The organism is Micromonospora fluostatini, assembly GCF_050410825.1.
Lineage (GTDB): Bacteria > Actinomycetota > Actinomycetes > Mycobacteriales > Micromonosporaceae > Micromonospora > Micromonospora rosaria.
The window spans coordinates 869691-882455 of sequence record NZ_CP191251.1 but is presented as its reverse complement, the minus strand read 5'-3'; the positions used below and the strand labels follow the sequence as shown (position 1 = coordinate 882455).

At 71.8% G+C, this 12765-nt stretch carries 5 protein-coding genes; 3 read left to right on the top strand and 2 right to left on the bottom strand.

Going from position 1 to position 12765, the window contains the following annotated elements; genetic code table 11:
- Positions 1-56 precede the first annotated feature (56 nt).
- The gene (locus tag ACQUFX_RS04020) at positions 57-1202 is read left to right on the top strand and encodes a lytic polysaccharide monooxygenase (protein WP_428964676.1); all 1146 of its coding nucleotides are present in this window, start codon (positions 57-59) and stop codon (positions 1200-1202) included.
- A gap of 93 nt (positions 1203-1295) precedes the next feature.
- Here ACQUFX_RS04020 and asnB read toward each other — a convergent pair whose 3' ends face one another.
- Entirely contained in the window at positions 1296-3257 is a 1962-nt protein-coding gene (asnB, locus tag ACQUFX_RS04015; protein ID WP_067374316.1) for an asparagine synthase (glutamine-hydrolyzing), read from the bottom strand.
- 111 nt (positions 3258-3368) lie between these two features.
- On the opposite strand from asnB, the gene ACQUFX_RS04010 reads away from it, so the two are divergent.
- Both ACQUFX_RS04010 and ACQUFX_RS04005 read left to right on the top strand, forming a co-directional pair.
- Positions 3369-4850: an aminopeptidase P family protein gene (locus ACQUFX_RS04010; protein WP_428964675.1), complete on the top strand. Its 1482-nt coding sequence runs from the start codon at positions 3369-3371 to the stop codon at positions 4848-4850.
- Positions 4851-5457: 607 nt separating this feature from the next.
- On the top strand, positions 5458-7152 hold the full coding sequence (locus tag ACQUFX_RS04005) for a right-handed parallel beta-helix repeat-containing protein (protein ID WP_428964674.1): 1695 nt from the start codon (positions 5458-5460) through the stop codon (positions 7150-7152).
- Between the two features lie 98 nt (positions 7153-7250).
- Here ACQUFX_RS04005 and pulA read toward each other — a convergent pair whose 3' ends face one another.
- Complete coding sequence (pulA, locus tag ACQUFX_RS04000) at positions 7251-12764, bottom strand: pullulanase-type alpha-1,6-glucosidase (protein WP_428964673.1); 5514 nt, start codon at positions 12762-12764, stop codon at positions 7251-7253.
- Position 12765: the final 1 nt, after the last annotated feature.

Genomic DNA, 12765 nt, shown 5'->3' with positions numbered 1-12765 from the left:
GCTCGTCGCAGCGGGACCGGTCGGCAACGGCCGTCCCGCGAGTCAGGAGAACCCCTGTGACCCGTCGTTCCCGTACGGCCGCGTTGCTCACCGCGGCCGCGACCCTAGCCGTCGGCGCCCTGACCGTGGTGATCAACCAGTCCCCGGCCGCCGCCCACGGCGCCGCCATGACCCCGGGCAGCCGCACCTACCTGTGCTGGCGGGACGGCCTCAGCCCGACCGGTGAGATCAAGCCGAACAACCCCGCCTGTTCCTCCGCCGTGGCCACCAGCGGCGCCAACTCCCTGTACAACTGGTTCAGCGTGCTGCGCTCGGACGCCGGGGGCCGCACCGTCGGGTTCATCCCGGACGGGAAGCTGTGCAGCGGCGGCAACACGGGCTTCGCCGGGTACGACGCGGCCCGCACCGACTGGCCGCTGACCCACCTGACCGCCGGGGCGCGGATGGAGTTCAAGTACTCCAACTGGGCGCACCACCCGGGCACCTTCTACTTCTACGTGACCAAGGACAGTTGGAGCCCGAACCGGCCGCTGGCCTGGAGCGACCTGGAGGAGCAGCCCTTCCTCCAGGTGACCAACCCGCCGCAGCGCGGCGCGGTCGGCACCAACGACGGTCACTACTACTTCAGCGGGAACCTGCCGAGCGGCAAGAGCGGCCGGCACATCATCTACTCCCGCTGGGTCCGCTCGGACAGCCAGGAGAACTTCTTCGGCTGCTCCGACGTGACCTTCGACGGCGGCAACGGTGAGGTCACCGGCATCGGCTCGGGCGGCAACCCGCCCACCACCCCGCCGACGACCCCGCCCACCACGCCGCCGACCACCCCGCCCACCACTCCCCCGACGACCCCGCCGACCACCCCGCCGACCACGCCGCCGACGACCCCGCCGGGGCACAGCGGTGACTGCATGGCGGTCTACAAGATCACCGGCACCTGGAACGGTGGTTTCCAGGGCGAGGTGGAGATCATGAACCACACGTCGTCCACCTGGTCGGGCTGGACGGCGACCTGGGCCCTGCCCCAGGGGCAGACGATCCACAGTCTCTGGAACGGCACGTCGACCATCTCCGGTGGGAACGTGACCGTGACGAACGCGGCGTACAACGGCGCGCTCGCTCCGGAGGGCAAGACCACCTTCGGGTTCGTGGCCGGCAACACCGGACAGGGCGGACTGCCCACGGTCACCTGCACCGGCCGGTGACCTGACCGCACCGCAGCACCCGCGCAGCAGCACCGCGCACAGGGGGCCGCTCCGATTCCGGAGCGGCCCCTCCGCGTGCCGTGGGTCCGGGTGTCAGCGCACCATCGAGCCGACCACCGGCTTGGTGAGCAGGGCGGACTGGTTGCGCTGGATACCCGGGTCGAGGGTCTTCGCGACGAAGATCGCGTGCCAGATGCAGAAGATCAGCACGGTCCACACCTTGCGGGAGTGGTCGGCCTCCTCCCGCTTGTGCTCCTCCAGCAGCCGCATCGCGTACGACAGGTCGATCAGGTCACCGGCGCCGGAGTTGGACAGCACCCAGCGGGCCCACTCGTACATCTCGCCGCGCAGCCAGACCCGGGTCGGGGTCGGGAAGCCGAGCTTCTTGCGGTTGACGATGGCCGGCGGCACGACACCCTGCAACGCCTGGCGCATGGCGTACTTGGTGGCCTCCGAGCGCGGCGGCAGCTTCAGCTCCACCGGGATGGTGGCCGCCACGTCGAACACCTCCTTGTCCAGGAACGGCACCCGGACCTCCAGCGAGTGCGCCATGGAGATCCGGTCGGCCTTGACCAGGATGTCCCCGCGCAGCCAGGTGTAGAGGTCGACGTACTGCATCTTGGTGACGTCGTCGAGCTCGGTGCACTCGGCGTAGATGGGGGCGGTGACGTCGGTGTAGCGCACCGAGGGGTCGTAGCGGCGCAGCAGGTGCTGCTTCTCCTCCTCGGTGAACATCCGGGCGTTGCCGTAGTAGCGCTCCTCGATCGGCGTGGTGCCGCGCTCCAGGAAGCTCTTGCCCTTGACGCCCTGCGGGATGGCCCGGGAGACCGCCCGCAGGCCCTTCTGCACCCCGCCCGGCAGGCCGTTCACGCCGCTGAGCGAGAGCGGCTCCCGGTAGATGGTGTACCCGCCGAAGAACTCGTCCGCGCCCTCACCGGAGAGGACCACGGTGACGTGCTCGGCGGCCTTCTTGGCGACGAAGTAGAGCGGCACCAGGGCGGGGTCGGCCACCGGGTCGTCCAGGTGCCAGACGATCTTCGGCAGCGCCTCGATCATGTCCTGCGGCCCGATCTTGGTCGGGATGGTGGTGACGTCCAGGTGCCGGGCCGACTCCTGGGCGACGTCGATCTCGGAGTACCCGGGCACGTCGTACCCGACGGTGAAGGTGAGGATGTTCGGGTTGAACTCCCGGGCCAGGGCCACCACGGCGGTCGAGTCGATGCCGCTGGAGAGGAACGAGCCGACCGGCACGTCGGAGCGCATGTGCATCCGGACGCTCTCCCGCAGCGTCTCCCGGATCTGGTGGTACAGCCGCTGCTCGTCGGAGACCGGGGCGGGCCGGAACACCGGCCGGTACCAGCGGCGCACGTCGAGCCGGCCGTTCGGGCTCCAGGTCAGGTACTCCCCCGACCCGATCCGGTTGATCCCCTGGTGCAGGGTGCCCGGCTCCGGGACGTACTGCAGGGTCAGGTAGTGGCTCAGGTTGGCGGCGTTGATCCCGGCGTCCCCGGCGTACGCGGACTGGGCGAAGGGCAGCAGCGCCTTCTTCTCCGAGGCGAGGTAGAGCCCGTCGGCGGTCTCCAGGTAGTGCAGCGGCTTGATGCCGAAGTAGTCCCGGGCGCCGAAGGCCCGGCGCTCCTGCCGGTCCCAGATGACGAAGGCGAACATGCCGCGCAGCCGGGTGAGCACCTGCTCGCCCCAGTAGTGGTAGCCGGCGACGATCACCTCGCCGTCCCCGGCGGTGGCGAACTGGGCGCCGTAGTGCCGGATCAGCTCCTCGCGCAGCTCGATGTAGTTGTAGATCTCACCGTTGAAGGTGAGCAGGTAGCGGCCCCCCGCGTACGGCAGCGGCTCGTGGCTGGAGGCGACGTCGATGATGGCCAGCCGCTTGTGTGCGAAGACCCCGTCGGCGTAGTGACCGGTGGCGTCGCCGACCACCTCGACCCCTGTCTCGTCCGGTCCGCGGTGGTGCAGGCATTCCAACGCCCCCGCGATGTGGTCACGGTGGGCGGCGGCGTTGCCGTTCGCGCTGAAGAAGGCCAGGAGTCCGCACATGGTCGTCATCTTTTCACGCGCCCGCGACGGTCGTCGCGGGCACCGCAGGCTCTCCTCCGGCCGGTTCCACGGGTACCGTCTGCACCAGCGAGGCGACGGAAGGAGCGGACCATGACCGAGCAGCGGGCCGACGGCAAGCCGGCCGACGGCACCGAGTCGCACGACCCGGACTTCCCGGAGGCGTTCCTGTCGTTCATGCGGCAGGGGTGGCGGGACAGCAGCCTCCCGGTCGGTCCCCGACCGGAGGTGCCCAACCACGCCAAGCGCCGGGCCGCGCTCTCCGCGGCCTTCCCCGGCGAGACCCTGGTGATCCCGACCGGCCGCGAGAAGGTACGCGCCAACGACACCGACTACCCGTTCCGGCCGGGCAGCGACTTCGTGTACCTGACCGGTGACCACGACCCGGACAGCGTGCTGGTGCTGCGGCCGAACGGGTCGGGGCACGACGCCACCCTGTACATGCGCCCCCGCTCGTCGCGGCAGACCGACGAGTTCTTCCGCAGCCGCCACGGCGAGCTGTGGGTGGGCCGCCGGCACACCCTGACCGAGAAGTCCACCGAGCTTGGCCTGCCGACCGCCGACCTCAGCGAGCTGGACGCGGCGCTGGCCGACCTCGCCCCGGCGCGGACCCGGGTGCTGCGGGGCTTCGACCCCCGGGTGGACGCCGCCGTGCGCGGCTACGACGGTCCCCGGGAGCAGGGTCAGCCGGCCCGCGACCGGGAGCTGGCCATCGCCCTCTCGGAGACGAAGCTGGTCAAGGACGAGTGGGAGATCGCCCAGCTCCAGGAGGCGATCGACGCCACGGTCCGGGGCTTCGAGGACGTGGCCCGGGTGCTGCCGGCCGACCGGGGGGTCTCCGAGCGGCTGCTGGAGGGGGTGTTCGCGCTGCGCGCCCGGCACGACGGCAACGACGTCGGGTACGGCTCGATCGTCGGGGCGGGCGAGCACGCCACGATCCTGCACTGGGTGCACAACCACGGCGTCACCCGTCCGGGTGAGCTGCTGCTGATGGACATGGGGGTGGAGGGGCGCAACCTCTACACCGCCGACGTCACCCGGGTGCTGCCGGTCGACGGCCGGTTCACCCCGTTGCAGCGCCAGGTCTACGACGTCGTGTACGCCTCCCAGCAGGCCGGCATCGAGTTCATCAAGCCCGGGGTCAAGTTCAAGGACGTGCACCTGACCTGCATGCGGGTGCTCGCCGAGGGGCTGGCCGACCTGGGTCTGCTGCCGGTCAGCGTGGACGAGGCGATGGACGAGAAGTCCGGTGTCTACCGGCGGTGGACGCTGCACGGCTTCGGCCACATGCTCGGCCTGGACGTGCACGACTGCGCCAACGCCCGCAAGGAGACGTACCGGGACGGCACCCTCGGCGAGGGGTACGTGCTCACCGTCGAGCCGGGGCTGTACTTCCAGCCGGAGGACGACCTGGTGCCCGAGGAGTTGCGCGGCGTCGGCGTCCGGATCGAGGACGACGTGCTGGTCACGTCGGCCGGCGCGGTCAACCTGTCGGCCGGGTTGCCGCGCCGGGCCGACGAGGTGGAGACCTGGCTGGCCGCCCAGCGCGAGGCCGGCCCCCGCCTGCCCGGCTGAGCCGTTCCCGAGTGCGGGCCAGCAGGCCCGCCACCCGGGAGGGCAGCGCCCGGCCCCGCAGCCGGTGTCCGCGACGTTTTCGTCGGCATGGCACCGGCTGCGGGGCCGGTTGCCGTCTGGGGCCACCCGACCCCTTCGACCGGTGCACGCCGGGCAGCCCCGTCCGCCCCCTTCCGCACAGGATTGGGGGCTTTTCTCGCTTTCCAGCCGGGTTGCGAGAATCATTCCCTTATCCTGGTGTCGTCGGCCGGCGGCGCCCGGCCGCCCGCACCACCGTCCCGCGCTGCTCCGCCCGACCGGTGAGCGGCTGATCCACATAGAGAGCGCCCCTTCGTCGCCGGGCCGGCGACGAAGGGGCGCGCGCTTCTGTCGTCCTCCCGGACCGCTGCGGCGAATGGTGGCCCCAGCCCCGTTCGCGCCCTCTCGACGAGGTACGAGCCGATTCACCCCGTCAGCGACCTAACGCAGAGATATTTCGGGTTTGGCTACAAGGCGAGGAAAGTTCTCATAGCTTAGGTTTCGGCAGCTACAACCGATTTGTAGCAGGGGACGCCCCGCCTGAGGTGTGGTGACCCTGTCTGGTACGAGGAGAGGGCAGAGAGCTCCGATGTCCAACTACCTAGAGAAGAACGCAACCGCAGACCGGGCCGCGGCGGCCACTCGCCGCCGTCGGCTCTGGTGGGTGGGCGGCGTGGCCGGATTGACCGGGATGGTGAGCCTCGCCGCCGTGGGCGTCGCCGGCACCGCCGTGGCGGTCGGGGTGAACGACCTCAAGCTGGCCGTCGCCCAACAGATCGTCAGCGGCGGCGACCAGGGCCGCGAGGACAACCGGTCCGACCAGGACAACCGATCCGACCAGGACAACCGCAAGGACAACGGCAAGGGATCCACCCAGAACAACCGGGAGAACGAGGACCGCCGGGAGAACGAGGACCGCCGGGACGAGAAGCGGGGGAAGGAGGTGCCCTGCAACACGGACAGGCTGATCCAGGCGATCATCTTCGCCAACGACAACCACGGTGGCGACACCGAGCTGCACCTGGCGAAGAACTGCACCTACACCCTCACCCGCAGCGACCACGGCAACGGCCTCCCGGTGATCACCAACCGGGTGACCCTCACGGGCGAGCACACCACGATCGTCCGGGACGCCACCGCCGACTACTTCCGCATCCTCAACGTCGGCCCCGGCGGACACCTGACCGTCAAGGGCGTCACCGTCAAGGGCGGCCAGACGCTGCCCTACTGGAACGGCCCGACGCCGCAGGCGGTCTGGTCGGCGTACTCGACCTCGACCGAGGTCACCGAGGCGGTCAAGGCCGGCAAGCAGCTCGACAAGGCGCTCGCCACCGAGGGCAAGGCGGCGCTGAAGGCGGCACCGAAGGTCACTCCCAAGCCGGGGCTGGCCGCGCCGCTGGTGGAGTACCCCGGGTGGTTCGACGGGGCCGGCATCCTGGTGCAGCCGGGCGGCAGCGCCGACCTGGTGGACACGAAGATCGTCCACAACCAGGCCGGCGGCAACGGCGGCGGCCTGGCGAACTACGGCACCACGCAGGTACGCAAGAGCGAGATCGCCCACAACACGGCGTTCTTCTTCGGCGGTGGCATCTTCAACGCCGGCCTGCTCAAGGTGAACGAGTCGAAGATCAAGGACAACACCACCATCATCGGCGGCGCGGGAATCGCCAACGGCGCTCCGCGGATCTTCACGCGGGACATCGACGCCGGGACCGTCATCGTCGACAGGACCGACATCGTCGACAACGAGACCCTCGGCTTCGGCGGTGGCCTGCTGGACGTCGGCGGCAACACCAACGTCTACAACTCGCACATCGTCTCGAACACCGCGGTGGTCGCCGGCGGCGGCATCGCCACCGCGGACGCCCAGCTCAACCTGCGCCACACCACCGTGGCACAGAACAGCACCGCGGGCGTCGGCGGCGGCCTCGCCATCACCTTCGGCAGCGCGGCCACCATCGAGAAGAGCGTCATCAAGGAGAACACGGCCGGCTTCTTCGGCGGCGGCATCTTCAACTCGCACAGCGTCACCACGCTGCGCGAGACCGAGGTGCTGGGCAACCGGGCCATCGGGCCGTTCTCGTTCGGCGGCGGCATCTTCAACTGGGACGGTCAGGTCACCCTGACCACGTCGACGGTGGCCTTCAACTTCGCCACGTTCCCGCCGGGGGGCATCTTCACCAACAACTCCGGCGTGTTCCTGGACGAGAAGTCGGCGGTCACCGGCAACCGTCCGACCAACTGCAAGGGCAGCTTCACCACCATCCCGCGCTGCTTCGGCTGACGCAGGGGTGACGTGCGGCCGAACACCGGCGGCACGACGCACCAACCAGGGCCGGCCCCCTTCCGCTCCGCGCGGAAGGGGGCCGGTCCACGGGTACGTCAGCGCTGGACGAAGACCGCCACGCTGCGCGCCGGCACGGTGAACGTGCCCGTGCCCCGGTCGAACGACGCGGTCCGCAGCACCGGGTCCGCCGACTCCCGCAGCACCGGGTGCAGCGACACGTCCGCCCCGCGCAGCCCGGTCACCCGCTGCGTCGCCGCCTGCGGGGTGGCGTTGAAGACCACGGTCACCGACCGCCACTGGCGGTCCAGCCCCCGGCCGTCCACCGTCATGGTCAGCACGCCCGGCGTCTCCTGCGGACCGGAGAGCGGGAAGACCACCCGCTGCTGCACCTGGGCGGCGGTGCTCAACCCGAACACCGGCGACGAACGGCGGATCCGCAACAGCTCGGCGTACCGGGCCCGGGTCAGCTCGACCGCCGCGCAGTCCGGCACCAACGCCGGGTCGGCCAGCAGCGGCTGCGCGTACGGCCACTTGTCCCGGTTGTCCGCCGCCGGGGGCAGGCCGACACCGAACCCGTTGCCCTGCCGGCAGTCCCAGCGGATCTGGTTGAACCAGTCCCCCGAGTTGTACGAGTTGCGGTCCAGCGACTTCGACCGCAGCAGCTCGGTGCCGGTGGTGACGAACCCGGCGCCCTGCCCCATCACCACCGTGCCCAGCGCCAGCACCTGCATCCGCGCCCGGTCGGCCGCCGGGGTGTCCTGCGGCAGCTTGTACGCCAGCGCGTCGTACAGGATCTCGTTGTCGTGCGCGTCGACGTAGGTGACCGCCTCCCCCGGCGCGGCGGTGTACCCGGCCGGCGCGCCGTTGTAGTCGACCTGGCCGCCGGTGACCGACCGGCCGGCCGAGTCGGTGAACCGGTAGCCGCGCAGGTTGCCGGTCAGCCCGACCTTGATCTGGTCGTGGGCGTGCAGCAGCCGGGCCCGCTGCTGCGCCTCGGTGCCGTTGACCGGGTCGCCGTTCGGGTCGGTGAACAGGCCGGAGGCGAAGCCCTGCTGCCGGGGGTTCGGGTCGAACGGGCCGCCGCCCCGGACCGCGTCGCGGAGCCGGTCGTTGAAGGTGCCGATCCCGGTGCCGGCCAGGTTGGCCTGGGTGGCCTGGACGAACCGGGCGTCGTCGGCCACCTCGCCGAAGTTCCAGCCCTCGCCGTAGAGCAGGATGCTGCGGCCGTCCACGCCGTCGCGGGCCAGGGTCAGCTTGTCCAGCGCGGCCCGCACGGCCAGGATGTTCGCCTTCGGGTGGTGGCCCATCAGGTCGAACCGGAACCCGTCCACCTTGTAGTGCCTCGCCCAGGTGACCATCGAGTCGACCACCAGCTTGCCCATCATGGCGTGCTCCGGGGCGGTGTTCGCGCAGCAGGTGGAGTTGGCCACCGTGCCGTCGTCGAGCAGCCGGTGGTAGTAGCCGGGCACGATCTGGTCGAGCACCGACTTAGGGTCCGCCCCGGCGGCGGAGGTGTGGTTGTAGACCACGTCCAGCACCACCCGCAGGCCGGCGCCGTTGACCCCGGCGACCATCCGGCGGAACTCCGTGGTGCGCGCCGCCCCGGCCGGGTCGACCGCGTACCCGCCCTCCGGCACGGTGTAGTGCAGCGGGTCGTACCCCCAGTTGTAGCCGTCGGTGTCGGCGACCGCCGCGACGCACTCCTGCTGCCGCGGCGAGTCCGGCGGCAGGGCCGCCAGGTCGCAGTCGGGCCGGCGCTGGTCGGCCCGGCGTTCCGGGATGGTGGCGAAGTCGAACGTGGGCAGCAGGTGCAGGTGGGTGACCCCGGCGTCACCGAGGCCACGCAGGTGTCTCATCCCGGTGCTGGCCGGGTCGGTGAAGGCGAGGTAGGTGCCCCGCCGGTCCGCCGGGACGCTGTCGTCGGCGACCGAGAAGTCCCGCACCGACAACTCGCTGATCTGCACCTTCGCCGACGGAACCGCCGCCGGCTTGCGCAGCCCGGCCCAGCCCGCCGGGGCCAGCGCCGGGTCGGCCAGGTCGACGAGCTGGCTGTGCGTGGAGTCCGGCGCCAGGGCCACCGAGTACGGGTCGGTCACCGCGACCGTGGCCAGCCGCTGCGTCGCCGGCTGCCAGGCCCGCACCTGGTACCGGTAGTACCGGCCGGTCCAGTTCCGCTCCCCGCGCACCGACCAGACGCCGGTGCGGTCGTCGCGGCGCATCGCCACCGTGCGGGGCTGGCCGGTCGGGGTGTCGAAGAGCTGGAGCGCCACCGTCTGCGCGGTGGGCGCCCAGACGGCCAGGCTCGGGCGTCCCCCGGCGAAGGTCGGCCCCAGCTCGGCGGTGGTCGCCGCCCGGTAGACGTCGTCCAGCACGCCGGGGATCTGCACCCCGGTCGCGCCGAGCAGCCGCCCGGTGTGGTCGCGTTCGGTGACCAGGAGCTGCCCGCGCAGCGCCGCCGGGACCTTCGCCAGGTCACCCCGGTCGAGGGTGAACGTCCGGTGCGCCCACAGGTGCGGGAAGGCCGCGCGCTGGGCCTCGGTGAGCCCGTTGCGCTGCGCGGTCAGCGGCAGCGAGGTGTACCGGCCGGACAGCTCCCCGTCGACCACGCTCACCCCGCCGTCCGCGGCGCTGACCAGGGCGTACGTCCGCCCGTCGGTGGCCGGCACCGACCAGGCCAGGGTGGACCGGTCGATCCAGTGCGCCCGCTGCCGGGTGATGTCGAGGTCCCGGCCGGGCCCGCTCGCGGTGGACGGCAGCACCCGGCCCGGGGTGGCGGCGAGCAGCCACACCTCCCGGCCCGCCTCGGCGAAGTCGAGCCGCTGGTCGGTGGGGAGGTCCTTCTCGTCCCCGCGATGAATGATGTACGACAGCCCGGTCGCCCCGTCGGCCAGCGGCACCCGGTACACCGCGCCGAAGGAGTCCACCTCGGCCGGCGGCAGCGGCTTCGCCCAGTCCGTCGGCTCGGCCGCGCCGTCCCAGACGTGCAGCCCCCAGCCGTCGTAGTTGCCGTCCGCCCGACGGTGGTGGATCACCGCCGTCGACTCGTCGACCGGTGGGTCCGGTTCACCGGTGGCCGCCTCCCGGCTCGGGTGCACCGTCGGGTCGCCCTGTCTGATCCAGACCTCGCCGGTGCTGGTCACGTCGATGGTGCGGTCGGCGTCGACGTCCTTGTTCCCGTCGGCGTCGACCACCAGGAACCCGACCGACCGCGCGCCCGGCTTGAGCTTCACCCAGGCGAACCGGCCGTACGAGTCGGTGCCGGCGAACGGCTGCCCCTTCGGCCACTCGGTGACGTACCCCGGGTCGATGTCGCCCCAGGCGTACAGGTTCCAGTCGTCGTACCGGCCGTCGGGGCGCTGGTAGTGCACCACCGCCCAGTCCCGGGACGCGCTGGTGTCGGGGGTGCCGACGGTGGCGCTGGTCCGGGCGGTGGCGGTGCGGCCCCGGCCGTCGCGGACCACCGCCTTGTACTCGATCCGGGTGCCGCCCGGCAGGCCGGTCAGGTCGTGGTGCACGGTGTACGGCGCGCGGTGGGCGGTGCCGAGCAGGGTCCACCGACCGCCGTCGACCCGGGCGGCCACGGTGACGGTGGCCAGCGGGTCGCCGGCCACCTCGGCGGTGACGGCGGCCCGGGTGGCGACCGGGGCACCGGCCTGCGGGGCGGTGAGGGTCAGCCGGGGCGTGCCGGCGGGCAGGGCGACCGGCGTGCCGGCCCGGTGCACCACCGCCGACAGCGGCGGGACGGTGACGGTGAGCCGGCCGTCCGGCCCGGCGACGGGCGCGCTGCCCCCGCCGTAGATGCCGGTGAACCGGGCACCGGGCGACCAGGTGTCCACGGTGACAGTCTGCGGGGTGTCGGCGTTGTTCGCCGCGACGAGGTACTCGGTGCGGGTGCGCGGGTCGAAGCGGGAGAAGGCGAAGACGCCGGGGCCGTCGGCCGCGTACCGGGTGACCTGGACGCCGTCGCGCAGCGCCGGGTGCGCCGCGCGGAGCCGGCCCAGGTCGGCGATGGTGCGGTAGAGCGGGTGCCGCCGGTCGAACTGGTCGTCGGCGTGGGTGCGGTCGGTGCCGAGCAGGTCGTCGTCGAGGTAGTCGGGCACCGTCGAGGCGAACATGGTCTGCCGGGAGTCCTTGTCCCCGCCGGGGCCGGTGAAGCCCTGTTCGTCACCGGAGTAGACCACCGGCTGCCCCCGGGTGAGGAACATGAGCTGGTGGGCGAGCTGGTCGCGGCGCAGGTGGCTGGCCGGGTCGGTGCCGCCGGAGGCGATGAACGAGCCGATCCGCCCCATGTCGTGGTTGCCGAGGAAGGTGGTCAGCCGTCGGGCGTCGGTGTCCCGGGCGGCGTACAGGTCGTCGCGGGCGTACACGTCGGCGAGGGCCTTCGCGGAGCCGGGGCCGGCGGTGAAGCCCCGGGCCGCCTCCTGGAAGGCGAAGTCCAGGGTGGCCGGCAGTCCGCCCTGCCGCACGTACGTCGAGGTGACCTCGGGGTCGGCGCTGTAGACCTCACCGAACATGAAGAAGTCGGGCTTGCCGGCCCGCTCGGCGGCGCGCTCGACGCCCTGGCTGAACTGCGGCCAGAAGTCGAGGTTGACGTGCTTGACGGTGTCCAGCCGGAAGCCGTCCACCCCGGTCTCGGCGACCCAGTCGGCGTAGATCTTCGTCAGCCCGCGTACCACCTCGGGACGCTCGGTCCACAGGTCGTCCAGGCCGAAGAAGTCGCCGTACTCGCTGTTCTCGCCGACGAAGGTGGAGTCGCCCCGGTTGTGGTACATCGTCGGGTCGTTGAGCCACGCCGGGACCTTGACCTTCGCGTCGGCGGGGGTGGCGAAGGTCGGGGTGTACGGGAAGGAGTCCCGGTTCACCGCCGGGAAGTCCCGGGTACCGTCGGCGTAGTGGCGGTCCTCGAAGGCCCGGCCCTGCGCGTCGGTGTACGGCGCGGTCTTCTTGTCGACGTAGGAGTACCGGTCCTCGGTGTAGGAGATGACGTCGGCGGTGTGGTTGACGATGACGTCGAGGTAGACCTTGATCCCGCGCCGGTGCGCGGCCTTGACCAGCTTCTTCAGGTCCTCGTTGCTGCCGAAGTGCGGGTCGACCTGGGTGAAGTCGGTGATCCAGTAGCCGTGGTAGCCGGCCGAGACGTCGTCCCCGCTGCCCTGCACGGGGCGGTTCTTGAACACCGGGGCGAGCCAGATCGCGGTGGTGCCCATCCCCTCGATGTAGTCGAGGTTGTCGAGCACCCCCTTGAGGTCCCCGCCCTGGTAGAAGCCCTTGTCGGTGGGGTCGAGGCCGGTGCGCAGCCGGTCGCCGGTGAGGCCGCCGGCGTCGTTGCGCCGGTCGCCGTTGGCGAACCGGTCCGGCAGCAGGAAGTAGAACTGTTCGGCCTTCCCCGCCGGGGCACCGGCGGCGAGCAGGTCCACCGCCGACGGCTCGGTGCGCCACTGGCGCGCCCCGGCGGCGGCGAGGGGGTCGGTGCCGGGCTCCACCGTGGCCGACCGCCCGGTCGGCTCGGCGCCGAGCTGGTGGACGACGACCGGGGTGCCGACGAGGGCGAGGGTGAGGGTGGAGACCAAGGCGAGCAGCGCTCTGCGCGACAGCGGCGGGGGTTTCATC